The organism is Demetria terragena DSM 11295 (assembly GCF_000376825.1).
Classification (GTDB): domain Bacteria; phylum Actinomycetota; class Actinomycetes; order Actinomycetales; family Dermatophilaceae; genus Demetria; species Demetria terragena.
The window spans coordinates 311,601-338,355 of record NZ_AQXW01000004.1; the positions used below are offsets into that span (position 1 = coordinate 311,601).

At 63.7% G+C, this 26,755-nt stretch carries 26 protein-coding genes and 5 tRNA genes; 11 read left to right on the forward strand and 20 right to left on the reverse strand.

All coding sequences use genetic code 11. The features are described 5' to 3' along the window. Positions 1 to 3: 3 nt before the first annotated feature. The 6 genes from F562_RS0105600 to F562_RS0105625 all read right to left on the reverse strand — a co-directional run bounded on the left by F562_RS0105600 (position 4) and on the right by F562_RS0105625 (position 4,051). Positions 4 to 510, reverse strand: a complete 507-nt coding sequence (locus F562_RS0105600) for a hypothetical protein (RefSeq protein WP_018155956.1) — start codon at positions 508 to 510, stop codon at positions 4 to 6. A 45-nt stretch (positions 511 to 555) separates the two neighbouring features. After that, positions 556 to 629, reverse strand: a tRNA-Val gene (locus F562_RS0105605). A 50-nt stretch (positions 630 to 679) separates the two neighbouring features. After that, positions 680 to 1,123 carry a TIGR02611 family protein gene (locus F562_RS0105610; RefSeq protein ID WP_018155957.1) on the reverse strand — a complete coding sequence of 148 codons (444 nt, stop codon included), beginning with the start codon at positions 1,121 to 1,123 and terminating at the stop codon, positions 680 to 682. After that, positions 1,120 to 1,959, reverse strand: a complete 840-nt coding sequence (locus tag F562_RS0105615; RefSeq protein ID WP_018155958.1) for an aminotransferase class IV — start codon at positions 1,957 to 1,959, stop codon at positions 1,120 to 1,122. The genes F562_RS0105610 and F562_RS0105615 overlap by 4 nt, the downstream gene beginning before the upstream one ends. A 27-nt stretch (positions 1,960 to 1,986) precedes the next feature. After that, positions 1,987 to 2,949: a zinc-binding dehydrogenase gene (locus F562_RS0105620; RefSeq protein WP_018155959.1), complete on the reverse strand. Its 963-nt coding sequence runs from the start codon at positions 2,947 to 2,949 to the stop codon at positions 1,987 to 1,989. Between the two features lie 52 nt (positions 2,950 to 3,001). After that, positions 3,002 to 4,051 (reverse strand): chorismate-binding protein, encoded by a 1,050-nt coding sequence (locus F562_RS0105625; protein ID WP_018155960.1) that lies wholly within the window; start codon positions 4,049 to 4,051, stop codon positions 3,002 to 3,004. Between the two features lie 58 nt (positions 4,052 to 4,109). On the opposite strand from F562_RS0105625, the gene F562_RS0105630 reads away from it, so the two are divergent. Beyond that, on the forward strand, positions 4,110 to 5,045 hold the full coding sequence (locus F562_RS0105630; protein ID WP_018155961.1) for a bile acid:sodium symporter family protein: 936 nt from the start codon (positions 4,110 to 4,112) through the stop codon (positions 5,043 to 5,045). Positions 5,046 to 5,103: 58 nt separating this feature from the next. Here F562_RS0105630 and F562_RS0105635 read toward each other — a convergent pair whose 3' ends face one another. The 6 genes from F562_RS0105635 to F562_RS0105660 form a co-directional block, all read right to left on the reverse strand. Next, entirely contained in the window at positions 5,104 to 6,393 is a 1,290-nt protein-coding gene (locus F562_RS0105635; protein WP_018155962.1) for a hypothetical protein, read from the reverse strand. A gap of 193 nt (positions 6,394 to 6,586) precedes the next feature. After that, positions 6,587 to 6,661, reverse strand: a tRNA-Val gene (locus F562_RS0105640). Between the two features lie 28 nt (positions 6,662 to 6,689). Continuing rightward, a tRNA-Gly gene (locus F562_RS0105645) sits at positions 6,690 to 6,762 on the reverse strand. Positions 6,763 to 6,864: 102 nt separating this feature from the next. Continuing rightward, positions 6,865 to 6,935: transfer RNA gene (locus tag F562_RS0105650), tRNA-Cys, on the reverse strand. A gap of 37 nt (positions 6,936 to 6,972) precedes the next feature. Then, positions 6,973 to 7,045, reverse strand: a tRNA-Gly gene (locus F562_RS0105655). 42 nt (positions 7,046 to 7,087) lie between these two features. Further along, positions 7,088 to 8,128, reverse strand: a complete 1,041-nt coding sequence (locus tag F562_RS0105660; protein WP_018155963.1) for a YihY/virulence factor BrkB family protein — start codon at positions 8,126 to 8,128, stop codon at positions 7,088 to 7,090. Positions 8,129 to 8,283: 155 nt separating this feature from the next. On the opposite strand from F562_RS0105660, the gene glgX reads away from it, so the two are divergent. After that, entirely contained in the window at positions 8,284 to 10,389 is a 2,106-nt protein-coding gene (gene glgX / locus F562_RS18215) for a glycogen debranching protein GlgX (protein ID WP_018155964.1), read from the forward strand. Positions 10,390 to 10,468: 79 nt separating this feature from the next. Here the strand turns inward: glgX and F562_RS0105675 are convergent, their stop codons facing one another. Then, positions 10,469 to 11,494, reverse strand: a complete 1,026-nt coding sequence (locus tag F562_RS0105675; protein ID WP_018155965.1) for a PPK2 family polyphosphate kinase — start codon at positions 11,492 to 11,494, stop codon at positions 10,469 to 10,471. Between the two features lie 37 nt (positions 11,495 to 11,531). Between F562_RS0105675 and F562_RS18220 the strand changes: the two genes are divergently transcribed. The 3 genes from F562_RS18220 to F562_RS0105690 are packed head-to-tail and all read left to right on the forward strand — an operon-like array spanning position 11,532 to position 13,345. Beyond that, complete coding sequence (locus F562_RS18220; protein WP_018155966.1) at positions 11,532 to 12,185, forward strand: dihydrofolate reductase family protein; 654 nt, start codon at positions 11,532 to 11,534, stop codon at positions 12,183 to 12,185. 9 nt (positions 12,186 to 12,194) lie between these two features. Beyond that, positions 12,195 to 12,962: a HipA family kinase gene (locus F562_RS0105685; RefSeq protein WP_026181032.1), complete on the forward strand. Its 768-nt coding sequence runs from the start codon at positions 12,195 to 12,197 to the stop codon at positions 12,960 to 12,962. Beyond that, on the forward strand, positions 12,959 to 13,345 hold the full coding sequence (locus F562_RS0105690; RefSeq protein ID WP_018155968.1) for a DUF3037 domain-containing protein: 387 nt from the start codon (positions 12,959 to 12,961) through the stop codon (positions 13,343 to 13,345). The genes F562_RS0105685 and F562_RS0105690 overlap by 4 nt, the downstream gene beginning before the upstream one ends. 21 nt (positions 13,346 to 13,366) lie before the next feature. Here the strand turns inward: F562_RS0105690 and F562_RS0105695 are convergent, their stop codons facing one another. Genes F562_RS0105695 through F562_RS0105710 form a run of 4 tightly spaced genes read right to left on the reverse strand, consistent with a single transcriptional unit; the run spans position 13,367 to position 16,543 of the window. After that, positions 13,367 to 14,176: a TrmH family RNA methyltransferase gene (locus F562_RS0105695; RefSeq protein ID WP_018155969.1), complete on the reverse strand. Its 810-nt coding sequence runs from the start codon at positions 14,174 to 14,176 to the stop codon at positions 13,367 to 13,369. Positions 14,177 to 14,200: 24 nt separating this feature from the next. Further along, positions 14,201 to 14,929 carry a sulfite exporter TauE/SafE family protein gene (locus F562_RS18225; protein WP_051080152.1) on the reverse strand — a complete coding sequence of 243 codons (729 nt, stop codon included), beginning with the start codon at positions 14,927 to 14,929 and terminating at the stop codon, positions 14,201 to 14,203. 1 nt (position 14,930) lies between these two features. Next, positions 14,931 to 15,707 (reverse strand): sulfite exporter TauE/SafE family protein, encoded by a 777-nt coding sequence (locus F562_RS0105705; protein ID WP_018155971.1) that lies wholly within the window; start codon positions 15,705 to 15,707, stop codon positions 14,931 to 14,933. Between the two features lie 41 nt (positions 15,708 to 15,748). Further along, positions 15,749 to 16,543, reverse strand: a complete 795-nt coding sequence (locus F562_RS0105710) for an ABC transporter ATP-binding protein (RefSeq protein WP_026181033.1) — start codon at positions 16,541 to 16,543, stop codon at positions 15,749 to 15,751. Positions 16,544 to 16,603: 60 nt separating this feature from the next. Between F562_RS0105710 and F562_RS0105715 the strand changes: the two genes are divergently transcribed. Then, on the forward strand, positions 16,604 to 17,365 hold the full coding sequence (locus tag F562_RS0105715) for a hypothetical protein (RefSeq protein WP_018155973.1): 762 nt from the start codon (positions 16,604 to 16,606) through the stop codon (positions 17,363 to 17,365). A gap of 112 nt (positions 17,366 to 17,477) precedes the next feature. Continuing rightward, on the forward strand, positions 17,478 to 17,888 hold the full coding sequence (locus tag F562_RS0105720) for a DUF4282 domain-containing protein (protein ID WP_018155974.1): 411 nt from the start codon (positions 17,478 to 17,480) through the stop codon (positions 17,886 to 17,888). Between the two features lie 5 nt (positions 17,889 to 17,893). Here the strand turns inward: F562_RS0105720 and glgA are convergent, their stop codons facing one another. Beyond that, entirely contained in the window at positions 17,894 to 19,114 is a 1,221-nt protein-coding gene (gene glgA, locus F562_RS0105725; protein WP_026181035.1) for a glycogen synthase, read from the reverse strand. Positions 19,115 to 19,184: 70 nt separating this feature from the next. Here glgA and glgC point away from each other — a divergent pair, with 70 nt between their 5' ends. Genes glgC through cphA form a run of 4 tightly spaced genes read left to right on the forward strand, consistent with a single transcriptional unit; the run spans position 19,185 to position 25,409 of the window. Beyond that, positions 19,185 to 20,435, forward strand: coding sequence for a glucose-1-phosphate adenylyltransferase (gene glgC, locus F562_RS0105730; RefSeq protein WP_026181036.1), 1,251 nt, complete (start codon positions 19,185 to 19,187; stop codon positions 20,433 to 20,435). Further along, on the forward strand, positions 20,432 to 21,628 hold the full coding sequence (gene serB, locus F562_RS0105735) for a phosphoserine phosphatase SerB (protein WP_018155977.1): 1,197 nt from the start codon (positions 20,432 to 20,434) through the stop codon (positions 21,626 to 21,628). Before glgC ends, serB begins: the two co-directional genes overlap by 4 nt. Before the next feature lie 59 nt (positions 21,629 to 21,687). Next, complete coding sequence (locus F562_RS0105740) at positions 21,688 to 22,578, forward strand: cyanophycinase (RefSeq protein WP_018155978.1); 891 nt, start codon at positions 21,688 to 21,690, stop codon at positions 22,576 to 22,578. A gap of 35 nt (positions 22,579 to 22,613) precedes the next feature. After that, the gene (gene cphA, locus F562_RS0105745; RefSeq protein WP_018155979.1) at positions 22,614 to 25,409 is read left to right on the forward strand and encodes a cyanophycin synthetase; all 2,796 of its coding nucleotides are present in this window, start codon (positions 22,614 to 22,616) and stop codon (positions 25,407 to 25,409) included. A gap of 39 nt (positions 25,410 to 25,448) precedes the next feature. Here the strand turns inward: cphA and tenA are convergent, their stop codons facing one another. Continuing rightward, positions 25,449 to 26,099 (reverse strand): thiaminase II, encoded by a 651-nt coding sequence (gene tenA, locus F562_RS0105750; RefSeq protein WP_018155980.1) that lies wholly within the window; start codon positions 26,097 to 26,099, stop codon positions 25,449 to 25,451. Further along, positions 26,083 to 26,745, reverse strand: coding sequence for a TenA family protein (locus F562_RS0105755; RefSeq protein WP_018155981.1), 663 nt, complete (start codon positions 26,743 to 26,745; stop codon positions 26,083 to 26,085). Before F562_RS0105755 ends, tenA begins: the two co-directional genes overlap by 17 nt. Between the last annotated feature and the right edge of the window lie 10 nt (positions 26,746 to 26,755).

Consider the following 26,755-nt stretch of genomic DNA (forward strand, 5'->3'; position numbering starts at 1 on the left):
AGTTCACCCACCGGCGGCGTAATACAGAACGTCCCAGTGGGTGGCTTCTTTGGTGTAGATGTTTCCCGAGGAGGCCTTCCAGTGCGGGTATCCGTCGCCACGCACCCCCGCATAGGTGAAGTGCTCGCGGACATAGGACTCCAGACAGTCGGTGAGCCGATAGTCCAACTTCCAACCGTTCCAGTGGCTGTAGGTCGTACTGGTGGAATGCCCAGTTTCCGTCGCACCGGTCACCGTGATGGCGCAGCCGCTGTATTTCTTCAGCACGATGGCTCCACTGATGGTGTCTTGGCGGACCTGCTCAAAGGAGGTGCACCGGGGGTCATCTCGGTCCGCGCAGTCATCAGGAGATACCCAGGGAATTCCTGCGGCCGTGAGTTGCCTGGTCGCCTCGGCGTGGCTGATGCGCTCAGCATCGGCCGTGGGGACCGCTACGGATGCGGCGGGGAAGATCAGTCCCGAGGCGACCATGCTGATCGCGAGGACTCGTCGAGCGGTGCGTACTGCCATGAGGTCTCCTGCCCTAGAGGCATTCGACGTTAGGCGAAGTGTGGGTGGATGTGAAGGGACTCGAACCCCTGACCTCTCGCGTGTGAAGCGAACGCTCTAACCAGCTGAGCTACACATCCTGGTGCGACGGGAAGGATAGCCCGCCGCCAGACTGAAACCGAAATCGGACCTACCCGAGGCCCGGAAGATCCTTCAGCCAGTTCTCAATGCCATCGGGGAAGAAGCCGGGAACCCCGCTGATCGCGAAGAGCGCCCAGAAGATCGCCAGGACGACGATGAGCGTCGCCAGACCCACCAACGCCGACACCCACCAAGGCTGAGCTCGCATCCAGAGTTCCCAGGACTTGACCTTGGCCTTGGCCCAGTCGAGCACGCGCTTGGCCCATTCAAACTCGGTGGCCCAGATACCCAGTCCGGCGAAAATAATGAGCCAACCCGGCCCGGGCGCTGGCAGCGCGATGACGCCACCGATCACGACAATCAATCCGAGAATAAAAATGAAGGTGCGGTAGACCTTCGCCGTTGCCGGGTTCGAGCGGATCTTCCGTCGCCAGGCCCAATCGTCCTCTTCGGCGTCAATCAGAATGTTGTCATCTTCGTGGTGCTGGGTCATCCCGCCTCGTCCTCGTCATGGGCCGCCGCCGCAGCGAAGGCCTGCGCCATGGCCTCTGTCAGAGGACGATCGGAGGGCATTGATCGTTCCCCCACCGCGGTGATTCCCTGGATGTCCCGCGTCGAAGAAGTCAGGAAGGCCTCATCGCAGGAGTCGAGGATCGACAACTCCAGCGTCTTTTCCTGAACCGGTAGTCCCGCCGCACGTCCCCACTCCAGCGCGAGCTCGCGGGTAATTCCGGCTAGCGCACCGGACTCCAACGACGGGGTCACAATCTCGCCGTCCACGACGACAAAAATGTTAGATCCGGTGCCCTCACAGAGCTCACCGCGAGTGTTGGCCAGGATTGCCTCCGTCGCACCACGCTCACGTGCCGCGGCCAGCGCGACCGCGTTCTCGGCGTACGAGGTGGTCTTCAGCCCCGCGACGGCGCTGCGTTCGTTGCGCGTCCACGAGACGGGAATCACTGTCGTCGTCGCAGGCGGGACATCAATCGGTGTGGCCATGGCGATGTAGCTCATGGGGCTTCCAATGCGCTCTGAACCTAACGGACCGACACCAGCAGTCACCGTGTACCGCAGCCGGACCAGGCCATCGAGCCCATCAAGCACCGCGGCAATACCTTCATTGAGGAGTCCGCGGTCAGCCGTGGGCAAACCCAGCCCGGTCAAGGAACGGTCCATCCGGTCATGGTGGCGGGTACGCGCAAAAACCTTGCCGTCCACCACTTTGCACGTCTCAAACACTCCGTCGCCGACCGTCACTCCGTGATCGAGGGCACTGAGCGCGGGTTGGTCGCCAACGAGTGCACCGTTGACCCACACATTGATTGTCATGATGCGACCTTATCGAGGTGTCACCAGTCAGATCGTCAAGACGACCTTTCCCGTCGCTGCTCGTTGCTCGATGCACTGCAGCGCATCGACGGCTCGCTCCAACGGGAAGGTCGCGCCCACGATCGGGGCCAATGCCCCGCTCGCCAAGGCACTCTCCATCGCGGTCCACTCCTTCGCGACGTGCCCGGGCCGAGACAAGGCGTATGCTCCCCATCCCACACCGACGGTCGAAATGTTATTCAGGAGTAGTCGATTCACCTTCACACTCGGGATGTCACCCGCAGTGAATCCGATGACCAACAGGCGTCCGTGCTCACGCAAGGTGCGCAGCGAGTCCGTGAATCGATCGCCTCCGACGGGGTCAACCACGATGTCGACCGACTTGCCGACAGCGTCCTTAAAGCCCTCGCTCAGGACGAACTCATCGGCCCCTGCCTGTATGGCGACGGCTCCCTTCTCCTCGCTGGAGACCACCGCGATGACCTTTCCTGCACCAAAGGCTTTCGCGACCTGGATGGAACTCGTACCAATCCCGCCAGCGGCTCCGTGCACCAGGACTGTCTCGCCACCTTCCAGGTGTCCGCGCTCGATCAGCGCGAAGTACGAGGTGCCGTAGTTGAAGATGAATGAGGCACCTGCCTCGAAACTCACCTGGTCCGGAAGCTTGAAAGTGAGGTCAGGCTGCGCCAGAACGCGCTCCGCGAAACCACCCAGCCTGGTGAGGGCACACACCCGATCGCCGACGTTGAGACCGCTGGATTCTGGCGCTGACACCACGATGCCCGCCACCTCCGCCCCTGGGATGAACGGCAACTCTGGCTTGAGCTGATACAGCCCACGAGTCTGGAGCAACTCCGGAAACGCGACGCCTGCAGCTTTGACCTCGATACTCACCATCGAGTCGTCTGTTGGTACGGGAACCTCGACACATTCGACCGCCGCGGGGCCGTCCAGGCTGGTGATCTGGATCGCGCGCATGTTGTCAGTCACTCCATCTCCTCGGGCTCATCGTCATGCCTAGACCAGGCATGACGATCATCTCCTACACCGCCGCATCGGAGGGTCCCAATGCGTGTCCGGCCAAAGAAATCAATCGTCGGGCCTTCAGTTCGGTCTCCGCCCATTCGCTCGACGGGTCTGAGCCCCAAGTAATTCCGGCCCCAGTACCGAAGCGAAGAAGGCGCTGGCCGCCAGCATCACGCTCTGCCCAGAAGGTGCGGATCCCGACCGCGAGGCGCGCCTCCCCTGCGTCACTGTCCACCCACCCGATTGCTCCGCAGTATGGCCCTCGCCGGACTGGCTCCAGACTCCGGATAGCTTCTAGCGCAGACGATTTCGGCGCACCGGAGACAGACCCGGGTGGGTAGGTGGCGGCCAAGATGTCGTGCCAGCCGGTCTGGGGACGAAGTCGGGACGCGATCGTCGAGACCAGGTGCACGACGCCGGGGTGCGCCTCCTCAGCGCATAACTGCTCGACATCGACCGATCCGGGAAGACTCACGGCCGAGAGGTCGTTTCGGACCAGATCTGTGATCATGATGTTCTCGGTACGGTCTTTTTCCAGCATCTGATCTGCCGTCGGCGCGGTGCCCTTGATCGGGCCAGACACGAGACGGTCGCCTGCGCGCTCGAGAAACAGTTCAGGAGACGCACACACGACATCGAGGCGAGCAGCCGGTACGTCGATCCGCGCGGCGTACGGAGCTGGATTGCTCTGCTGGAGAACATCATTCAAACGGTCGAGGTCGAATGATTCGGAGATTCGACGAGAGAGCACGCGGCAGAGGTTGACCTGGTAGGTCTCGCCCGCGGCAATCGATCGGCGAATCCGCGAAACCCCCTCGAGGTAGGCCTCCTCAGTCAGCGACGACTCCCAGCCATCGAGGTAGTCCGCAACGGCTTGCAGCGGAGCGGCGGCCGGGCGTACCCGGTGTTCGACATGTGCCATGCGCACCGCGGTGAGTTCACCTTCGAAGGTGACTACCACCGCCCAAAAGCCGGCCCGTTCGAGCTTGGCGGGGTCGGAGGTGACGTCGAGGACCCCCGTGGCCACTCGATCCCCGAACTCGGCACGTCCCGGCGTCACCGGCACAGGGTGCCAGACTTGGTGGCGAATCGAACACCCTTTCCGTCACCTGGAGTCCTCCGTTATGAAGCACGTGGAGTTGTTAAGCGGTCTGGTGGGTCGCTGGTTTGCCGTCATCGTGATCGCCGCAGGTGTCATTGCCTTTCTGCTTCCGGACTTCTTTGCCTCCGGCGCACCCGCGGTGAATTGGCTGCTCGCGACCATCATGCTGGGAATGGGTATGACCTTGCGTGCGTCTGATTTTGCGATTGTCGCCAAGCGTCCGTGGGCGCTCATCACCGGCGTCGCGGCCCAGTTCATCGTGATGCCGTTGGCGGGCTACGGCTTGGCCGTCGCACTCGACCTCTCCCCCGCCCTTGCCGCCGGAATGGTGTTAGTCGGCGCGGCGCCGGGAGGCACCGCATCCAACGTCATCGTCTATCTAGCGCGTGGCGACACCGCCCTCTCCGTGGCGATGACGACCGTATCCACCCTTCTCGCTCCCCTCCTCACGCCCGCCATCGTCCTCCTGCTTGCCGACGAATTCATGAATGTCGACGCCGGGTCGCTCTTCACCTCCATCGCGCAGATCGTGCTCCTGCCAGTTCTACTGGGAGTCTTGTTGCGGACCTTGGCCGGCGGCCTGGTGGAGCGTGTTGTTCCGGCGCTACCACTCGTGTCCGTGTTCGGCATCGCGGTCGTCGTCGCGATCGTGATCGGTGGAAGTGCTGACACGTTGCGTACGGTCGGTCTCACGGTGGTGCTCGCGGTCATCCTGCACAACGCTCTTGGACTCAGCCTTGGCTACGCGATCGCGAAAGTATGCAGGCTGGATGTCCCGGGGCGCCGTGCGGTCAGCGTGGAGGTCGGCATGCAGAACTCGGGCCTCGCGGCCGCCTTAGCGAGCGCACACTTCAATCCCGCCGCGGCACTGCCCGCTGCGATCTTTTCGGTGTGGCACAACATCTCGGGTCCAATCCTGGCTTCCCGCTGGTCCCGACGTCCCGTTCGGTCGGAGTAGCCACACGCAAGGGGCGCCGACCACGATGGTCGGCGCCCCTTTGGGTTGTTGTCGTTGCTTAGGAAGCGGCCTTTGCCTTCTTCAGGTATCCCGCGATGGTGGTCTTGGCGTCCGGAGCCGTGAGCCCCGGAAGTGCGGCCTCGAACCGGTCCTGCAGGGTCTGGCTCGGCTGGATGGCCGTCGGGTCATCCTGATTCTGAACCTCCGCAGCGCCCCACGATGACGCTGCCTTGCGCTGGTTTGGCGTTCCGTGGTGCTCCTCGCTTTCGAATCCACAGTCGCCGATGTTAAAGGCAACGTTCTGGTAAGTCGTCAGATCCGAGGCACTCGCGCCGAGTCCCTTGCTGTGGGCGCCGGCATAGTTTCCGAACGCGTCCGCACCAAGTTCGGTAGCGCGGGTCGCCTCCGGCGACGGCGGTACATTCGCACCCGTGCCGTTCTCGAACTGAACGTGGTGGGCCATCTCATGGCTCATCACGACATCTGGACCGACGGCACCGTGGCCAGTTTCGTTCAGTGACTCAAGAATTCCGTCACCGAAGATCACCTTGTCGGCACTGTCCGGCCCGGTGTAGGCGAAGGCATTCAAAGAGAAGAGCGCATGCTTGCCGCCCTTCAGTGCCGGGTCAGACTTCACCAGGCTCTGAATATCCTTGGCGATCGAGGTGGCGTCTGCGTCGCCGACCTTGAAGAGCACTTTCAGCGTACGGGCCATGTTCGACTGCTTAGTGAAGATGTTGCGGTCCATTGACATCAACTGGATGTCGTCAAGCGGAACATCCCAGAACCCCTGGATGGTCTCGAAGCTTGAGGCGAGGCGCGGCCCCTCGGCTGCCGGCAAGTCGTGGTCACCGTCGTCCGGTGCGCCGAAGAGCAGCGCGTCATAGGTAGGCACCTCGAGTGCGCCCAGGTCCTCCAAGTAGGTCAGCGTTGTCGACTCAATCGGCGCCAGTTCCTTGTCAATCCAGTCGTTGAACGGAGTCGGACCGCACTCGTAGTCCTCAGGATTGATCACCCGCTTGCCGGCCAAGGCGGCACGACCACGGTTCTGAATCTTGGTAATTGCCATCTGCTGTTGCGGCTGATGCTCAATTCCTGCCTTGGCGTTGAACGCCTTCAACTTGGCTCGGTAGTCCTTGGGCAACTTCGTCAGAATCCGCTGGTAGATCTTCTTGGCTTCCTTGGCCTGCTTGACGTTCGCAGCCTGCTTCAGGTCAATCGGCTTGCCGTACGAGGAACCTGGTCCACTCAGGTCGACGCTCGGGGCGGCGAGTGCTGATGAGGTCCCCATACCGGTGGCGCCGATTGCGACGGCAGCGGCGAGTGACAGTGATTTGCTGGATCGCACAACTTCTCCCTCAGGTTGAGCACACAGCCGTTCCCGTGCACTCCTTCGCCTACCCTGGCGCCCAGAGCACGCTGAGGTCGAGGGTCTTGGGGTAATTCATACCCGCCCTTTACCTTCTCTTTACCTTCGGCGCCGAGCCGCAAAACAAAATCGGCCCCTGATGTACATCTCTGCACATCAGGGGCCGATCAACTGGTGGGCGATACTGGGTTTGAACCAGTGACCTCTTCCGTGTCAAGGAAGCGCGCTACCACTGCGCCAATCGCCCTCGTGGCTCCCTCAACTGAGGGAGCCAGAGCGGACAACCGGGCTCGAACCGGCGACCTCAACCTTGGCAAGGTTGCGCTCTACCAACTGAGCTATGTCCGCCTGCTACTCGGCGTGCCGAGCAACGAGTCAGAACTGTAACTGACCTCCGTCGACTTCCCCAAAACGGGGCTGTCAACGTCAGCAGACGCCACAGTTCGCACGAGGTGGAGACGGGATTTGAACCCGTGTAGACGGCTTTGCAGGCCGTTGCCTCGCCTCTCGGCCACTCCACCAGATGCCCAACATTCGGGCCTGTCCCACAAGGGGCAGAGCGGACAACCGGGCTCGAACCGGCGACCTCAACCTTGGCAAGGTTGCGCTCTACCAACTGAGCTATGTCCGCGGATGACACTGCGCCCAACTGGGCGCTTCGTGCTCGTTGACCCTAGCCGATGGGTCGTGGGTCGTCCAAGCCGGATCGCCGCTTCGACGACTGCTCCTCAGCGACACCTTCGGACGGCTCCTTCTCATCCGCGGACTCGGGCCGCAATCGTTGGACGCGACCCTCAACCCAGTCCCTGGCCCGCTGCTCAACTGCTGGCACCGTCGGGGGCCACAGACTGTGCGATGCAGCGTTCATCGCTGCGCCGATCAGGACGCCAATTCCCAGGAAATACAGCCAGATCAGCACCACGATGGCTGCAGCGAGCGGGCCATAGATTGAGGTCCCGCCGATCGAGTTACCCATCACCACGCGCAGGACGTACGACGCCCCGAGCCAGATCACCAGCGTGAGCGCGGCTCCCGGCAGATCGCGCGTCCAACTGGCGCGCTGAGGAACCGCGATGTAGTACAGGGTGGCCAGGCCAAGGATGGTGAGGCCGCCGACGAACGGCCAATAGAACGTGACGAGGAACTGCACCCGCTCGGGAAGGAGCTGCTCGAGCAACCGTGGGCCAAGCACGATCAAGGGAAACAACACCGCACCGAAGAGCACCGTGACGCAATAGATCGACAGGCTCAGGACCCGCGTCTTGACGATGCCACGGACCCCGCCCTGGCCGTACATGATGGAAATGTTGTCCATCAACACATTGAGACACCGCGAACCCGACCAGAGGCTCAGCAGAAAACCTGCCGAGATCACATCGGGACGCCCGCCGGAGAGCGCGTCGTCGATCGTCGGCATCAGAACTTCATTGAGCCCCTCATCCGTGAGGAAGCGCGAGGCGTAGTTCTTGAGTGCGAGGGTGACCTGGTCGACGACGTCTGGGCCAAGCCAACCGCCGAGGTATCCCACGGCTCCTAAGAGTCCAAAGATCAAGGGCGGCAACGACAGCAGAGCAAAGAATCCGGCTTCCGCGGCGAGTCCGGTCACGCGCCACTTCATACAGACGCGTACTGTCTCGACCGTCAGCCGTGCAAGCCCAAGGAGCCCCGGCACCTGAGCCAGCACGCCCTTGAGTCGCGTCTTCCAGGTGCTCACGGCGTCGCCGCAGCACGGTCGCTGATGGTCACAGGGACCACGGTAGCGGCGCGACCGTGCAGGTCCGTGCAGCACAATGCACACCGGGTGTCGAAGTACGTGCCTCGCAGTGAGAAGGAGAATGTGTGTCGTCGGTTGATGAGAACTGGCCGGGTATGGCTTACCCGCTTGGCGCAACGTACGACGGCTCAGGTGTCAACTTCGCACTCTTCTCAGAGGTGGCCGAGGCCGTGCACCTCTGCCTGATCGACGAGATCGACGGCGCGTACGTCGAGCGCCGGGTGGAACTGACCGAGGTCGACCATCACGTCTGGCATGCCTATCTGCCCGGCGTCCAGCCTGGACAGCGCTACGGATTCCGGGTCGATGGCCCGTACGACCCGGACAACGGCCACCGATGTGACCCATCGAAACTGTTGCTTGACCCCTATGCCAAGGCCGTCGACGGCCAGATCGATGGCGACCAGGCGCTCTTCAGCTACGAGTTCGATGACCGCACGAAGCGCAATCAGGACGACTCTCTCGGACACACGATGACGTCCGTCGTCATCAACCCCTACTTCGACTGGGGGCACGACCGCCCACCGCGGCGCGAATACCACGAGAGCGTGTTCTACGAGGCGCACGTCAAAGGCCTGACGATGACGCACCCCGATGTCCCGGATGACATCCGCGGGACGTACGCGGCCATCGCGCACCCGGCCATCATCGAGCACCTCACGACGCTGGGCATTACCGCGATCGAGTTGCTGCCGGTTCACCAGTTCGTCCAGGATTCGACGCTCGTCGACAAGGGTCTGTCCAACTATTGGGGCTACAACACCATCGGCTTCATGGCACCCCACAACGCCTACTCGGCCTCGGGCAGCCTCGGGCAGCAGGTCACCGAGTTCAAGTCGATGGTCAAGGCCCTGCACGCCGCCGACATCGAAGTGATCCTTGACGTGGTCTACAACCACACCGCCGAAGGCAACCAACTCGGGCCAACCATCTGTTTCCGGGGCATCGACAATAAGGCGTACTACCGGTTGGTCGATGACTCCCCCGCGCACTATTACGACACCACAGGCACCGGAAATAGTCTGTTGATGCGCAATCCCTATGTGCTGCAACTGATTATGGACTCGTTGCGCTACTGGGTCTCAGAGATGCATGTCGATGGTTTCCGTTTCGACCTTGCCGCGACTCTGGCGCGTCAGTTCCACGAAGTCGACAAACTGTCTGCCTTCTTCGACATCATTCAGCAGGACCCCGTCATATCCCAGGCCAAGTTGATCGCTGAGCCGTGGGACCTCGGTGACGGCGGCTACCAGGTCGGAAACTTCCCACCCCTGTGGACCGAATGGAACGGCCGCTATCGCGACACGGTGCGGGACTACTGGCGCGGCGAATCGGCGGCGCTGGGCGAGTTCGCGTCGCGGCTGACGGGCTCGAGTGACCTTTACGAGCACAGTGGCCGTCGGCCGATTGCCTCGATCAACTTCGTCACCTGTCACGACGGCTTCACGCTGCGCGACCTGGTCTCCTACAACGAGAAACACAACGAGGCGAACCTCGACGACAACGAGGACGGCGAGAATCACAACCGGTCCTGGAACTGTGGGATCGAAGGGCAGAGCGACGACGGCGAAGTACGCGCCCTGCGAGCACGACAGCAGCGAAACTTCATCGCCACGTTGCTCATGAGCCAGGGCGTGCCGATGCTTGCTCACGGCGATGAGTTGGGACGGACCCAAGGCGGCAACAACAACGGCTACTGCCAAGACAACGAAATCACCTGGATTAATTGGGAACTCGACGACGAAGAGCAGTCACTTCTGGAGTTCACACAGCAGGCCATCGCGCTCCGCCGCAAGCACCCCACTTTCCGGCGCCGGCGGTTCTTCGCTGGGGCGGCCGACCACGGCGGCGCCAGCGAGCGCGGCGACATCTACTGGTACGGCTACGCGGGCACCCGCATGAGCGAGTTGGATTGGCGCAATGGCGTCGCGCGCACCCTGACGGTCTATCTCAACGGCCAGGCCATTCTGACGCCCGATAAGCACGGGCGCCCGGTCACCGACGATGACTTCCTCATGATGTTCAACGTCGACAATGCCGACATCGACTTCACCGTTCCGGCCGATCTGCCGGGGCCGTGGCATACCGCGATTTCGACAGTGCCCGGCAGGGATGACGTCGAGACGGCCTACAACTCTGGCGATTCGATCGCGGTGCCGCAAAGGTCACTCCTGGTGCTGCGCGCGGCACACCAGGAGTGACCAGCATCGCCGGTCGAGCCTTCGCCGGTCGAGCCTTCGCCGGTCGAGCCTTCGCCGGTCGAGCTTGTCGAGACCCGGTTTAGGTCGCGGCGAGCCGCTGCTTCTCCGACTCCACGTCGTAGGTGGCCGTTGGCCATTGCGGGTCGAGTTCGCGCAGGGTGCGAAGCAACAACTGCTGCACCGCGAGGCGCGCGTACCACTTGCGGTCTGCCGGAACGACGTACCACGGCGTCTCGTCCGTCGAGGTCTTTTCGAGCACCAGCTGGTACGCCTCCTGATAGGCATCCCAGTACTGGCGCTCATCCGTGTCACCGGGGTTGAACTTCCAGTGCTTGTCCGGACGGTCGAGGCGCTCGGTCAGCCGTTCCTTCTGCTCCTCCGGAGAGACATGCAGCATGACCTTGATGATGTGAATGTCCTTGCGGCGCAGCGACCGCTCGAAAGTGTTGATCTGCGTGTAGCGGCCCTTGAGGGTCGATACCGGCGCCAAGTTGCGCACCCGGCCGATCAGCACGTCTTCATAGTGCGAGCGATCAAACACACCGATGAAGCCTGGCTCCGGGAGTGCTCGACGGATCCGCCAGAGGAACGGGTGCCGCTTCTCTTCGGTGGTCGGAGCCTTGAACGAGGTGAGCTGGACACCCTGAGGATCGACGGCGCCCACAACGTGGCGCACGATGCCGCCCTTGCCCGCGGTGTCCATCCCCTGCAGAACCAGCAGAACTGCCGGACCATCCCCATCACGACCGTTGGCATACAGGCGCTCCTGGAGGTCGGCGATCTCGTCCTCTACCGCGCTCATGGCCGCCGCTGCTGCGTCCTTATCACCCGAAAACCCTGGTGTATCACGAGAATCGAGCCCCGCAAGCTCAAACCCCGCCCCCACCCGAAGCGCTGACTCGAGGTCATCTGGGCGCACCTCGATCGGCACTGGCGCCGGCTTCGGAGCGGCCTGCGCCTCGGACTTGGCCTTGGCCTTGTCCTTGCCGGAGTCCTTATCCTTCTTCTTCGCTTTGGCCGTCTTCTCCTTGGACTTAGCCTTCAGCTTCTGGTCTTCCTTGGAGTTCTTCTTCTTGTCCGCTTTGCGTTCCTTCTTCTTAGCCACCGTCGCATCCTCCCACGCCACCCAGTTGGATGGACAGATGCGCGTACTGATCAATGACACCGTCGAAGTGCCGCCATCGGCCGATCCCGACGCGATGGTCCAAGCCGTCTACGGCAGCAACGGCCCGCTCGTGCGGTGGAACATGGTGAGCACCCTCGATGGCTCGGCAGTCGGAGCGGACGGTGGGAGCGGATCCATCAACAACGCAGCCGACTTCCGAGTTTTTGGGTTTCTCCGCGGATGGGCCGATGTCGTGGTGGTGGGGGCTGGTACGGCGCGTGCTGAGGGATATCGCCCGCTCCGGCCGAATCGCTGGTCCGCCCTGCGCGAGGGGCGCTCGGACGCCCCGTTGCTCGCCGTCGTCTCGCGCCGAGCGGAGTTGCCCGACACGCTCCAAGGCCAACCGAAGGAACGGGTGCTGCTGCTGCACGGCGCCAAACTCGGCGGCCGCGACATCGTGAACACCCTCCGCACGCTCGGTCACCAACGCATTCTGTTCGAAGGTGGCCCGCGGCTTGCGGCACAGTTCCTCGACGCGGGAATCATTGACGAACTGTGCCTCACGATTGTCCCCACGCTGGTTGGTGGCGACGGCACCCGCATCACCCAGGGCCCGGGTGTGGACCAGGGCGCGCAACTTGCGTCGCTACTCGAGGAGGATGGAACGTTGCTGTCGCGGTGGAGGCTCTAGGCTCGACCCGTGCTCTCCCGGACCCAAGCAACCCGCTACGTCACGCCCCTTCGTGAGGGTGGTTCCTTGCCCGGGGTTATGGAAGGCGCCGATCTCGGCACCTGGGTGGTCAAGTTCCGCGGCGCCGGGCAAGGACTCAAAGTCCTGGTCGCTGAGGTGATTGTCGGCGAACTCGCCCGAGCACTGGAGTTGGACGTCCCGGTCCTCACAGTCATCGACCTGCCTGAGGCCATCGCAAAGTACGAAGCGGACGAGGAAGTCCAGGATCTCTTGACCGCGAGCGTGGGCAGCAACCTTGGACTTGACCTGCTGCCTGGCGCGTTTCCCTACGACGGCTCCGCGCCGCCTCCCCCGGATGTCGCCGCACGCATCCTGTGCTTGGACGCCTTCACCGCCAACGTCGACCGGACTCCCCACAACCCCAACCTGATTCGTTGGCATGGGCGCACCTGGCTGATCGATCATGGCGCTGCGTTGTACTTCCATCACGGGTGGCCCCGAAAGGCGCCCGATCCGCAGCGCTTTGCCCGTCAGCCCTTCGACTCCAGTACCCACATCCTGCGGGGTGTGGCGGATGGCGTACCCGATGCCCTCGGTGACCTGCGGAAGCGGGCGACTGATGAGACTCTTCGCGCCGCAGTGGACTGCGTGCCCGAGGAGTGGCTGGAGACCACGTCGAGTCTCACCACAGCCGACGAAGTCCGGAACGCGTACGTCGCACACCTGATCGCGCGCCGGGATCAGCCCGAGGCATGGCAACCACGGGAGTCGGCATGACCGACGCGCCCCTGGGCTACCAGTACGTCACCATCCGCCTTGTTCCCGATGTGGCCCGCGAAGAGTTCATCAACATTGCGGTCGTGCTCTATTGCCAATCGGCCGACTTCCTCGACGCGGACTACGTCTTGGACGCACGCAGGTGGTCTGCACTGTCGGGCGCGATCGAGGCAGCCGAGGTAGAACGATCCCTCGACGTGATCCGCATGGTCTGCGCCGGCGAGCCGCTCCCTGGCCTGCCCGACCTCGGCCGACCGGGCCAACGGTTCGGCTGGATCGCCGCGCCGCGCAGCACCGTCCTGCAGCCGGGACCAGTCCACGGCGGCACCACCGATGGTCCTGCCGCCGAACTGGCCAGACTGACCGACTGCCTGGTGCGCTGAGATTCGCTCCAGCCCACGGGCTTAGCGCAGAGCCCACATCGCAACGGCAGATGCTGCCGCCACGTTGAGGGAGTCGACTCCAGCGGCCATTGGTACGCGGACGGCTAGGTCAGCCGCAGCGACCGTCGCCGGCCGCAGACCATCTCCCTCAGCGCCCAGCACCAGGGCGAGGCGATGAGGCGGCTTCGCGGCAAGCTCGTCCAGCGTGCAGCCGTGGGGATCAAGGGCGAGCGCGGCAACGGTCCAGCCAGCGTTCTGCATCGCGCGAACGCCCCCTGGCCACGGGTCAACCCGCGTCCACGGGATCTGAAAGACCGTACCCATCGAGACACGCACGCTCCGCCGGTAGAGCGGGTCGGCGCAGCGGGGCGTCACGAGCACCGCGTCGACGCCGAGTGCCGCCGCCGAACGAAACACCGCTCCGACGTTGGTGTGATCAACGATGTCCTCCAACACGACCACCCGCCGGGCATCGCGCAGCGCCTCCTCGAGGTCGGGGAGTTCGGGTCGGTGCATGGCCGCGAGCGCGCCACGGTGAAGGTGGAAGCCGGTCATTTGCTCGATGACCGGCGCCTCTGCGACATAGACCGGGACGCCGTCTCGTGCCGCCTGCTCCACGACATCCGCCAGATCGTTGAGCCAGCGCTCCCCCATGAGGAAGGACCGAGGTCGGTGTCCAGCGGCGAGCGCCCGGCGGATGACCTTCTCGCTCTCGGCCAGGTAAAGCCCCTCGGCCGGTTCCAGCACACGCCGAAGTGCGACGTCGGTCAGGGAGAAGTAGTCCTTAACGCGGTCATCGTGGGGGTCGGTGATGTGGATGACATCGGTCACGACCGAAACCGTACGTCCCGACCCTCAGGCGAGCAGAGTCGCCCGCACGATGACCGTGACTCCGGCGACTGCAGCGACCGTCAGGACGAGCGGGCGGATCTGGTCGGGGCGAACCCGCCGACGCAGTGGAATCGACAACAGCATCCCGGCGAGAACGAATGGCGTCCAGGCGAGGCCCACCACGAACTCGGTGGAGTCCAACTCACCGGCGAGGCCGAGGGCCGCGAGGGCGGTGGTCGCTCCGATGACGAAAAAGCCGGCGAGAGTTGCTCGGATCCGTGCCGGTCGCTCGTGCTGCACCACCAGTGCCAGGAACGGACCACCGATCGCTGCGGCCGTACCGCTCACTCCGGTAAGGATGCCCGCGGTCAGGGCCGGTATCCGTCCCGGCTTCACCTCGAACGCCCAGATCGATAGCGCGACGGCGATGAGGACCATCACTCCGACGACCACCGCGACGGCATTCGGCGACAGCACCGCGACCACCAGAACACCCAGCGGTGTCGTGAGGATTCTGCCTGCGAGCGCCCAGCTCAACACCGTCAGGTCGATATCACGCCACCGGCGGGCCACTTCGATCAGCGGCATCGGGAGGCTCGCGGCGAGCATGGCGCCCGGCATCAGGTCTGGGGCGAACATGACGACGAAGGGTGCCCCGACCACCGCGAGGCCGAAACCGGCGACCGACTGGGTGATCGCACCCACCACCAGGATGCATCCCAGCAGGATGACCACACCCCACGCGATCTCCACTTCAGCCGCGCAGCAGGTTGACGATCGCCACGACGCCGACCAACACGATGAAGGCGCGCAAGAGCCATGGGGGGAGCTTGCGCCCGACCTTCGCTCCGATGACTCCACCGATCAGGGCCCCGACCGCGATGAGCGCCACCACAGCCCACTCGATTTGGTCCCACGCGACGACGAGGAAGACCGCGGCAGCAACGGCATTGACGATGGTGCTCAGCAGGTTTTTCACACCGTTGAGTTGCTGCAGCGGATTGGCAAGCAACACACTCATCATGCCCATCAGCAGCACGCCCTGGGCCGCACCGAAGTAGCCGCCATACACACCAGCCGCGAAGACACCGCCCGCCAACAGAACCCGGCGCCCCAGGCTCTCGCCCTCACTCTCAGAGTCTGAGCGCGATGCCGCAGCGCGACGCTGTAGCGCGGGTCCCACAAGCACCAGCAGCACTCCGGTGGCGATCAGAACCGGCACGATCGTGCTGAACGCCTCCTCGGGAAGCACCAGCAACAACAGCGCCCCCACCACGCCGCCAGCAAACGACCAGGGCGCAAGCCGCTTCAGGAGATCCTTGAGCCCGCCCAACTCCTTGCGATAGCCCCAGGTGCCGCTCAGCCCTCCGGCCACCAAACCAACCGTGTTGGACATGTTGGCGGCCACGGGCGGGAAGCCCATCGCCAGAAGGGTCGGAAAGGTCACCAGCGTTCCCGAGCCCACGATCGTATTGATCGTCCCAGCTGCCATGCCCGCGAGCATGATGAGAACGGCTTCAATCAAAGACACCCTGGCACCCTAACGACGTGCGTCGGGTGCCGCAGATGCGGTCAAAGCGCAGACGTTGCCGCGCGGGCAGACCAACGATCGCCATGCCGGTCAAGCACCAGAGGTGTGTCAAAGGTTGCGGAAAGATTCTCCGCGGTCAGCGTGAGTTCCAACGGTCCCGCCGCAACGACCCCGCCGTCTCGGATCATGAGCACGTCGGTGAAGCCCGGAGGAATCTCTTCGACGTGATGGGTGACCAACACCATTGCGGGCGCGGCCAGGTCGGCGGCAAGCGCTCCCAGGCGACGCACCAGATCCTCGCGACCGCCCAGGTCAAGACCCGCCGCTGGCTCATCCAGCAGCATCAACTCGGGGTCGGTCATCAGCGCCCTGGCAATCTGAACGCGCTTGCGCTCACCTTCGCTCAGCGTGCCGTACGTGCGATCGATGAGATGGGTCGCGCCCAGTGCGGCGAGAAGTTCAGTCGCCCGCTCATAGTCGAGTTCGTCGTACGCCTCGCGCCAACGACCTACAACGCCGTAGGAAGCCGTCACCACCACGTCTCGGACTCGCTCCCGCGCGGGAATCCGGTCGGCGAGCACCGCTGAAGCAAGGCCAACCCGGGGCCGCAACTCAAAGACATCAACAGCGCCTAGGACTTCGCCTAGAACGCCCGCAACACCACTCGTGGGGTGCATCCGGCCGGCAGCGACCTGCAGCAAGGTGGTTTTGCCAGCCCCGTTAGGGCCTAACACAACCCAGCGTTCACCTTCTTCGATCTCCCAGGAGACCTCGTCCAGCAAACGTCGCCCGCCGCGGACGACGCTGACGCCCGCCATCGCCAGTACGTCGCTCATGAGTGGCAACCCTAGAGGTTGGCTATGCGGGGGTGTTGGCCGAGTCCTAGCATGTCGGCGATGTCGACACTTCCAGCCTCGGTCCGGCTCGCGCTCTGGGCAACCTACGCGTACGCCGGTCACGTCGACCTGAGCGAGGCAGTCCGCCGCGCGCTGCCGGATCTGGACTTCGTTGACGGCGCACTTGAGCCGTTGCAGCTGTGGGCCGATCTGGGCGAACAGGTCGTCTGCGTTGCCCTCCCCCGTCCAGGTCAGATCGCCACGATGCCACTGTCCGACGGCGAACTCACGAAGGCTGCGACCGTAGCGGGCGAATGCGTTTTTGTGCCTGCCCTCGGTGGCGCTTTGGTCCCCACGATCGACGTCTTTGGTCCCGAAGGAGACACCGGGTGGCAGGCGACGTGGCAACGATTCGACGCCGCACCAGTGCCCGTGCACCAACTCGCGGCGCTTGACGCGCGGGAAATTGACCGGTCCCTGCGCGCCCATGTCCTTGACCTCACCCAGGAGTTGAACTCCCTCGATGTCACCCCCTGGGCTGGGTCAAGCCTTCGTCAAGAAGCTGACGATCGTTCGGCGGTCACGACGTGGGGGCTACCCCCGGGCCTCCCAGCGCCATCGCTACGAGCCATCATCCTGGCCGGAACGCTCGCTGCCGCAGCTGAATTCGGCCTTGAGCAGCCGCCGAGCCTTGACGTGACCTCTCACGCCCGACGAGAACGATTGCTGCGTGACCTCCTCGCGGTCGCCGAGACCGCGCTAGCCGGCGCGGCGACGGCCGCGGCACAGAGCATCGCAGGACTGCGGCATACGCGTAGCTAGTTGCCTCGACCTGAAGACACATCAGTCGCTCCTCGCTCAAACATCCATCGCATGGCAGTCTGAGGTTTCAGCCCAGCCCATGACGGGCTACGGCAGGGAATGAGGGGACATCATGACGACACCACCGCAGGGACCACCCCAGGGACCTCCGTATGGATCACCACCAAGCGGCCCGCCGCCAGGTCCACCACAGGGCCCACCCCCAGGGCACGGAGGCCCGCCACCAGTCACTGGTGGAAGTTTCTTCAGCAAACTGTTCGACTTCTCGTTCCGGACCTACATCACCCCGAGCATCGTCAAGGTCGTCTATATCCTGACGATCGCGATCAGCGTGCTGGGTTGGCTGTCCGTTTCGCTCCTGATGTTCAACAACAGCCCCGTGCTGGGGATGCTCACCATGTTCATCATCGGACCGCTGTATGCACTCTTCATCATCGTGCTCGTGCGTATCACCCTGGAGTTCTATTCCGCCGTGATTCGCATCGCCGAAGATGTGTCCATCATGCGGGGCGGGCGTATGTAACGCGTCTACTCGCTCTCGCCGAGCACCTGCCGGTAGACAGCCTCGGTCTGGCTTCCGATGCTGGCCCAACTGAAGTGCTCGACTGCCCGAGTCCGACCCGCAACTCCACGGCGACGGCACTCCTGCGGATCCGACACCGCCTGCGACAGTGCACGGCCAAGGTCGTTGACGAACTTCTCGGGATCAACCGGGACGCCGGTGCCGTCGGTGACCTGCTCAATGGGGACTAACCAGCCGGTTGGTTCGGCGTCTGCGTCGGAGTCGACCACTACCTCAGGGATTCCACCGGTGGCAGTGGCCACCACCGCGGCTTCACATGCCATGGCTTCAAGGTTGACGATGCCGAGCGGCTCATAGACCGAGGGGCACGCAAAGACGGTGGCGGCCGAGAGCAGCGCGACAACTTCCTCGCGCGGGAGCATCTCGGCGATCCAGATCACGCCGTCGCGCTCCTTGCGCAACTCGGCAACCAACTCTTCTACCTCGCGCTCGATCTGTGGCGTATCGGGCGCGCCAGCGCACAGCACCAACTGCGCCTCCGGGGGCAGTTGTGCGGCCGCGCGCAGCAGATAGGGCAAACCCTTTTGCCGTGTCATACGACCAACAAAAACCACGCTGGGACGGTCGGGGTCGACTCCGTGCCGACGGCAGGTTTCCAGTGCCGTCTCCGACCGATCCGTCTTCCACAGCTCGCTGTCAATTCCGTTGTGCACCACGTGCACTCGGGCGGGGTCGAGGCTCGGATAGCTACGCAACACGTCCTCGCGCATCCCGTGTGAGACGGCGATGACCGCCGCGGCTGACTCGTACGCCGTCTTCTCGACATAGGACGACACGCGGTACCCACCACCCAACTGTTCGGCCTTCCACGGGCGCAACGGCTCCAGGCTATGGGCGGTGATGACATGAGGAATTCCGTGCAGCAAGGACGCCATCTGGCCGGCGAAATTGGCGTACCACGTGTGCGAGTGGACCAGATCTGCACCGGCGCAGTCGTCGGCAATCGTGAGGTCAACGGCCATCGTGCGCAACGCAGCGTTGGCCTCGGCGAGCTCCGGCAGATCGGGGTACCCAACGGTCCCAGGCTCATCGACGGGCTCACCGAAAGCCCGCACGCGGACCTCGATGCCGTCGGCGCGCAGAGCTCGTACGAGCTCCTGGACGTGAACCCCCGCCCCGCCGTAGATGTTGGGTGGGTACTCCTTGGACAGCAAGTCGACTCTCACACGCACACGCTAGTTGATTACTGGTTGAGATTCGGCCCACTCGGGGCGCAATTGCTCATAGGGTCGGTGCATGGCTGCACGCGGAGGTCCCAAGGTTCTAGCTGTCGTTCTCGCGGGTGGGGAAGGTAAGCGCCTCATGCCGCTCACCGCCGACCGCGCCAAACCGGCGGTGCCGTTCGGGGGGATCTATCGACTCATCGATTTCGCCCTGTCCAATCTGGCCAACAGCGGCTACCTCCAGATGGTCGTGCTGACGCAGTACAAGTCACACAGTCTCGACCGTCACGTCACCAAGACCTGGCGCATGTCGACTCTGCTCGGAAACTATGTTGCGCCAGTTCCTGCACAGCAGCGCGTTGGTAAGCAGTGGTTCGCCGGTTCCGCCGACGCAATCTTCCAGAGCCTGAACCTGATTCACGACGAGAAGCCTGACTACGTCGTGGTCGTCGGCGCGGACCACGTGTATCGCATGGACTTCAGCGACATGCTCGAACAGCACATCGCGAGCGGCAAGAGCGTGACCGTCGCCGCGATCCGCCAGCCGATCGGCATGGCCGACCAGTTCGGTGTGATCGACGTCGACCGTGAAGATCAGACAAAGATCTCTCAGTTCCTTGAGAAGCCCTCTGATCCGCAGGGCCTCCCTGACAGTCCCGGCGAAATCCTCGCCTCCATGGGCAACTACATTTTCACTGCTGCAGACCTGGTGGACGCGGTCACCAAAGACACCGAGATCGAAGGGTCAAAGCACGACATGGGCGGCGATATCGTGCCCTGGTTCGTGAACCAGGATTCCGCGGGAGTGTTCGACTTCAGCGCCTCCACGATCCCCGGTGCGACCGACCGCGACCGCGGCTACTGGCGCGACGTCGGAACCCTCGACTCCTACTACGACGCGCACATGGACCTGGTCTCGATTCACCCGGTCTTCAACCTCTACAACTACGAGTGGCCGATCCTCACGCAGTCGGGCTGGCTCCCACCGGCCAAGTTCGTCGTCGGTGCAAGTGAGCGGGCTGGCACGGCGATCAACTCCATCGTGTCCCCGGGATGCATCGTGTCCGGTTCGACCGTCCTGGACTCGGTCCTGTCCCCCAACGTCAATACGCACAGTTTCGCGACGATCAACGCTTCAGTCCTCATGGACAACGTCGTGATCGGCCGAAACTGCGAGATCAACCGAGCCATCATCGACAAGGACGTCACCGTTCCAGACGGGGTGTCCATTGGGATCGACCCAGAGCACGACCGGGCCAGGGGGTTCACCGTCACCGACTCCGGCCTGACGGTCCTGGGCAAGGGCACGGTCATCACGCGTTGAGCCAGGACGAACCCACCACTCTTCTCCTCACTCTGACCGGGGCTGACCGCCCAGGCGTCACCGCGGCCATCTGTGGTGTGGTGGACGACCATGGTGGCGCGACAGTTCTGGACGTCGAGCAAGTTGTCGTACGCGGCCAGCTCACCCTGGCCGTCCTACTCACCGCGCGGGAATGCGTACCTCTTCGTGATGCTGTCGTCGCCAAGGCGACTGCACTTGGGTACGCCGTGACCGCAGTGATCGGCGAGGGCGACAACGAGTCGCGGCAGGCCGGTCGAGCGCAGGTGGTCGTCCTGGGCGCCCCACTCACGGCGCGGGCGGTGGGCGCCGTCGCCGGGGCGGTGAGCGGCCATGGTGCCAACATCGACCGCATCCGCCGACTCGCCCGCAATCCCGTCACCACCCTCGAACTCGACGCCTCAGGGGCCGATGTTGAGCGCCTCCGTCGCGAGCTTTCCCTGATCGCCGCGCAGGAGAACGTTGACATCGCAGTCTCCCCTGGCGGGCTCGCTCGCCGGGGTAGGCGACTCGTCGTGATGGATGTCGACAGCACGCTGATTCAAGACGAGGTCATCGAACTCCTCGCTCGCCATGCTGACCGCGAAGCCGAAGTCGCGGCCGTCACCGAAGCCGCCATGCGCGGCGAACTCGACTTCACCCAAAGCCTGCACCAGCGGGTAGCGGCGCTCGCCGGCCTACCCGAATCAGTCATCGACGAAGTGCGCGCAGCCGTTCGGCTGACTCCCGGGGCGCGCACCCTGGTTCGTACGTTGAAGCAGTTGGGGTTCACGGTCGCGGTGGTATCCGGAGGATTTATCGAGGTCGTTGCACCACTGGCTCACGAACTCGGTATCCATCACGCGCACGCCAACGCACTCGAGATTGTCGATGGTCACCTCACCGGGCGGGTCAAGGGCCAGGTGGTGGACCGGGCCGAAAAGGCCGCTGCCCTGCGGAGATTCGCAGCGGCCGAGGGGCTACCACTGACCCGCACGGTGGCGATCGGGGACGGCGCGAACGACCTCGACATGCTGGCGATTGCCGGACTCGGTGTCGCGTTCAACGCCAAGCCGACCGTCCAGCAGCAGGCACACACGACCGTGAACGTGCCCCACCTCGACGCCGTGCTCTTCATGCTCGGCATCTCGCGAGATGAGATTGAAGCGGCGGGGTTCGCCTCGACGAACGAGTGACCTAGGTGGCTGAGGGGGTTTCGCTGAGCGCACCGGGTTCGCCTCCTAGACTCGTGCGCATGCCCGACGACACGCCGCTCTCTCGAAACCTGCTGATCATTGGAGGCGCCGAGGACAAGGTCGGCCGGGTCACGATCTTGCGGAGGTTCGTACGCCTCGCGGGCGGCCGAAAGTCCAGTCTCGTCATCATCCCAACCGCGTCGTCGGTTCCGGACGAGGTCGTTGATGTCTACGGCACGATTTTCTCTCGGCTCGGTTCAGCGACCGTGGACTCGGTCGACCCGCCGACTCGACAGGCCAGTTCGGATCCTGACCTGGTCGCGACGATCGACCGCGCGACAGGCGTATTCATCTCGGGCGGAAACCAACTCAAGTTGTCCCAGCTCATTGTGGGTACGCCACTGGGTGCCGCACTCCAGCGTGCCTACCAACGAGGCGCGGTCGTCGCGGGAACCTCGGCTGGAGCCTCGATCATGAGCACCTTCATGATCTCGATGGGTGATGAAGGCGTGACCCCTCGCCAACGGTCCAGCCAACTCACGGCCGGTCTAGGTCTCCTCCCCGGCGTCATCATCGATCAGCATTTCGACCAACGCGCTCGCTACGGCCGGCTGCTCTCCCTCGTCGCTGGCTCGCCGAACCTGCTGGGCATGGGCATCGATGAAGATACTGCCGCCGAGATTCAAGACGAACGCACGATGACCGTCGTCGGCTCGGGTGCAGTCTTCGTGGTCGATGCCCGCGCGGCCACCACCGATGCACATCTGGCCCGGCGCGACGCTCCGCTGCTCGTCAGTGGCGCCACCGTTCATACCCTCCCGCTTGGCGCGACCTTCGACCTGGAGACCGCCACGTTGACCTCCTTCGATGAGAACTACGCAGACGCCTCGATCGCCTCCTCGAGGGACCGGCACGACACCGCCACTGCGGCGGCCGCGCTCCACCACTGAACTCCATCCCTAGCACTCTGGAAGACGAGGCTCGCGTGACCACCGATCGACCCGTACCCACCCGACCGGCCGCCCCCGAACTCCGGATCGTGGAGCAGCGGGTCTACCGCGGCCCCAACGTGTGGTCTTATGCGCCCGCGATTCACCTAGTCGTCGATCTCGGCGTGTTGGAGGAGTATCCCTCCGACACCCTTCCCCACTTCACCGACCAATTGCTGGAGTTCCTGCCCGGCCTCGACGGGCACACCTGCTCGCGCGGACACCGCGGCGGGTTCATCGAGCGGCTACGCGAAGGAACCTGGCTGGGGCACGTCGCGGAGCACGTCGCGTTGCAGTTGCAGCAGGAAGTCGGCCATGACATGCGGCGGGGGAAAACCCGCGGGGTCAAGGACCGTCCCGGTGTCTACAACGTCATCTATGCCTTTACCGATGAGCGGGTGGCGCTCGCTGCAGGCGAGTTGGCAGTGCGACTGGTCAACCATTTGGTGCAACCCGAATCCGGATTCGACGTCGAGGAGGCGTTCGAGCAGTTCCAGTTGCGCGCGCAGCGGAGCACTTTTGGTCCATCGACTGCAGCCATTCTTGAGGAAGCCACCGCTCGCGATATTCCCTTCAGCCGGTTGAACGAACGCTCGCTGGTGCAGTTGGGCCAGGGTGTGCACGCCCAGCGCATCCGCGCGACGATGACCTCGCGGACCTCCGCGCTGGCCGTCGACATTGCAGGCGACAAAGACCTCACGACCCGACTTCTCAGTTCGGCGGGGTTGCCGGTTCCCAAGGCGCAGTCCGTACGCACCGCCGACGGTGCCGTCGAAGCCGCGCGACGTATCGGTTATCCGGTGGTGCTCAAACCACTGGACGGCAATCACGGGCGTGGAGTGTGCCTGGACCTCACGTCCGAGGAAGAGGTACGAGCGGCGTTTGAGATCGCCGTTTCCGAGACGAGGCGCGGCGTGGTGCAGGTCGAGTCGCACATCACCGGCAAGGACTATCGCTGCCTCATCGTCGGCGGACGCATGGTGGCTATTGCCGAGCGCGTCCCAGCCCACGTCGTCGGCGACGGGGAACACACTGTCACTGAACTCGTCGACATCACTAACGCTGATCCGCGTCGGGGATTCGGGCACGAGAAGGTCCTGACCCGAATCAAGGTTGACGACGATGCCATCGCGTTGGTGCGCGAGCAAGGCTTCGCGATGGATGAAGTGCCTCCCGTCGGCACCATGGTCAAGATGGTGCTGACCGGCAACATGTCGACGGGCGGCATTAGCGTCGACCGCACCTTCGATGCGCACCCCGACAACGTCGAAATCGCCGAAGAGGCAGCACAACTCATTGGTTTGGACGTCGCGGGTATCGACTTCATCTGCCCAGATATTGCCGTGCCCGTCCGCGAAACCGGCGGTGCGATCTGTGAGGTCAACGCGGCCCCAGGATTCCGGATGCACACCCATCCCACCGAGGGTGAACCGCAGTTCATTGCCAAGCCAGTGGTCGACTTGCTGTTCCCACCGGGGTCGCCATCGCGTGTTCCGATCGTCGCGGTGACCGGCACCAACGGCAAGACGACGACATCGCGCATGCTTGCTCACATCATGAAGGGCCTGGGCCGCAAGGTTGGCATGACCTCGACTGATGGCATCGTGATCGATGAGCGCTTGGTCATTAAGGCTGACGCGTCCGGCCCACGCTCGGCCAGGATGGTGTTGCAGAACCCGCGGGTCGACCTGGCCGTCATGGAGGTCGCGCGCGGCGGGATTCTGCGGGAGGGCTTGGGCTATGACCGCAACGATGTCGCGATCGTCACCAATGTCCAGGCCGATCACCTGGGCCAACGCGGCATCGACACTGTCGAACAACTCGCACGGGTGAAATCCGTTGTTGTTGAAGCAGTTCCACGTGATGGCTTCGCAGTTCTCAACGCTGATGACCCCCTCGTACGCGCGATGCGACGCCGCTGCTCCGGCACCGTGATCTGGTTCAGCCTGGCTGCACCCGGCAGCGATGTGCGCGAGTTCATCGACGGGCAACTCCGGCGCGGAGCGCGAGCCGTTGTCCTCGATCCGAGCGAACGCGGCGAAATGATCGTCTTGAAACAGGGCAAGCGGTCCATGCCCTTGGCCTGGACGCACCTGCTGCCCTCAACCTTTGGCGGCACGGCGCGGATGAACGTGGCGAACGCCCTAGCAGCCACTGGCGCGGCTTTTGCGCTCGACGCGCCGCTGCACGACGTGCGCCAGGGTCTACGCACCTTCGACACCACCTACTACCAGTCCCCAGGCCGCCTCAATCGCCTTGATGTCAACAACATTGAAGTGTTCGTTGACTACTGCCACAACCCACCCGGAATGGAGCGGGTCGGCGAGTTCGTTGACGGCTATGTCAAGCACCGCCAAGGCTCGACGAGTCATCGCATTTCGCGGATCGGCATGGTCGGCGCGGCGGGCGACCGGCGCGATGACGACATCCGCGAACTCGGTCGAGTCGCTGCACGATTCTTCGATGTGCTGGTTGTCCGCGAGGACGAGAATCTGCGTCGGCGCACGCCGGGCGAGGCTGCCGAGCTTCTCGCAGAGGGTGCGCGCGAATCCATGGCCGACGGTGCCCGCTGCCGCGTCCTCGACATCGTCCCTCAGGAGACCGAAGCGACCCGGCACGCGATTGTGCGGGCCAACGCCGGCGACCTAGTCATGTTGTGCGTCGACAAGCACGCGCAGGTGCTGGCGCAGTTGGAGGACTACACGCATCAAGCCACGGCCGGCAGCCGCTCTGACGAGGACCAAGTGGGCGACCCCGACCTGGACGCTGCGGACCTGCTCCCGAGATCTTGATTTGGGTCAGCGAACCCGGCGATAGTGCGGGCCGGGACATTACGCCAGTGCCGACTGCCAGAACTGCGCTTCACATCGTGTTGCGGTCGCAAACGTGCGCTCCAGTTGTGAACGGCGAGACGAGCTGAGGGGCTGATCCATCAAATCATCCAGTCGTGCCGTCGCCACGTCTGCGGAATGTTGGTACGCCTCGCCCGCGTACTCAGCAATCCATTCGCCAAACCGGTGTTCAGGGTTCGCCGCTAGCCGCGGAGCAAGCGCCTGGCCAATCTCGGCGTAGCCGATGACGCAAGGGGCAAGAGCGACATTCAGATCGAGCAGGTCGCCACTCATGCCGACATCGAGCACGAACCTCGTGTAGGCCACTGTCGCGGACTTCTCCTCCGCCATAGCGAGTTCGTCTGGCGTCAGATCCCAACGGGCACAGAGCCTTTCGTGCAGGGGTAGTTCATTAAGGATGGCGCCCAACGCCTCGTGCGCGCCCCGCAGGTCGTCCACTGACTGCGCCTTGTAACCCGATAGGGCATAGGCGCGAGCAAACTGGATCAAGAACAGGTAGTCCTGGACGAGATAGTCCTTGAAAGCGCCCTCGGGCAGGCTGCCATCGCCGAGACAACGGACGAATTCATGGTCGACATACGCCTGCCACGTCGGCGCACACGCATCGCGAAGCTCAGCGAACAGTCCCATCCTCAGCTCCCTCGTAAGCCGCTTCAAAGAACGCGAGCTCCAGATCAACCGCACGCGTGAAAAGCGTTGTCACATTTGGACTTTCCAGGCCTACGCGATCGAGCTCAGCACGCAGGAGCGAGACGATCGGCCCCAACGACGGCTCGTCATGGATCTCGATCCACTCCGCATGAACGAAGGAGGAGGGACGCCTGCTTGGACAGCGCACTGCCCAGTCCAGATAGAGCCACTCGGCGACAAGCAGCACCGTGAGCGCACTTGCGTAATCGCGGCTGTCCGCCGCCTCCTGCATGAGAGCAATGAACCCTGAGGTCGGTGGCGCATCGGGTGTCGCGCTCCGCACGTCCTCACTGATACCGAGCGCGTCGAATGCCCGGAGGAAGTAGTCGTTCTCACCTCCACACACCACGCCGAGGTAACGACCGAAAGCCAGTCTGGCGACCAGGGTGTCGGCAGTGGTGACAGCCGCTCCGAGAAGCCCGACGAATGCATCCAGAAAGCGATGATCCTGGACCAGATAACGTCCCATGACCACGTCAGGGACCGTCCCGGCCCCGAGTTCCTCAACAAAACGATGAGTCACGGCGGCTTCCCAGGTCGATGCGTTCGCATCACGAAGGTCGCCGGTAAAGCCATTGTCAGACATGAATATTCAG

Coding starts and splice junctions, on each gene's coding strand:
- F562_RS0105600 (WP_018155956.1), bottom strand. CDS start 510: ATGGCAGTACGCACCGCTCGACGAGTCCTCGCGATCAGCATGGTCGCC.
- F562_RS0105610 (WP_018155957.1), bottom strand. CDS start 1,123: ATGACCCAGCACCACGAAGATGACAACATTCTGATTGACGCCGAAGAG.
- F562_RS0105615 (WP_018155958.1), bottom strand. CDS start 1,959: ATGACAATCAATGTGTGGGTCAACGGTGCACTCGTTGGCGACCAACCC.
- F562_RS0105630 (WP_018155961.1), top strand. CDS start 4,110: ATGAAGCACGTGGAGTTGTTAAGCGGTCTGGTGGGTCGCTGGTTTGCC.
- glgX (WP_018155964.1), top strand. CDS start 8,284: ATGGCTTACCCGCTTGGCGCAACGTACGACGGCTCAGGTGTCAACTTC.
- F562_RS18220 (WP_018155966.1), top strand. CDS start 11,532: ATGCGCGTACTGATCAATGACACCGTCGAAGTGCCGCCATCGGCCGAT.
- F562_RS0105690 (WP_018155968.1), top strand. CDS start 12,959: ATGACCGACGCGCCCCTGGGCTACCAGTACGTCACCATCCGCCTTGTT.
- F562_RS0105710 (WP_026181033.1), bottom strand. CDS start 16,543: ATGAGCGACGTACTGGCGATGGCGGGCGTCAGCGTCGTCCGCGGCGGG.
- F562_RS0105715 (WP_018155973.1), top strand. CDS start 16,604: ATGTCGACACTTCCAGCCTCGGTCCGGCTCGCGCTCTGGGCAACCTAC.
- F562_RS0105720 (WP_018155974.1), top strand. CDS start 17,478: ATGACGACACCACCGCAGGGACCACCCCAGGGACCTCCGTATGGATCA.
- glgC (WP_026181036.1), top strand. CDS start 19,185: ATGGCTGCACGCGGAGGTCCCAAGGTTCTAGCTGTCGTTCTCGCGGGT.
- F562_RS0105740 (WP_018155978.1), top strand. CDS start 21,688: ATGCCCGACGACACGCCGCTCTCTCGAAACCTGCTGATCATTGGAGGC.
- tenA (WP_018155980.1), bottom strand. CDS start 26,099: ATGGGACTGTTCGCTGAGCTTCGCGATGCGTGTGCGCCGACGTGGCAG.
- F562_RS0105755 (WP_018155981.1), bottom strand. CDS start 26,745: ATGTCTGACAATGGCTTTACCGGCGACCTTCGTGATGCGAACGCATCG.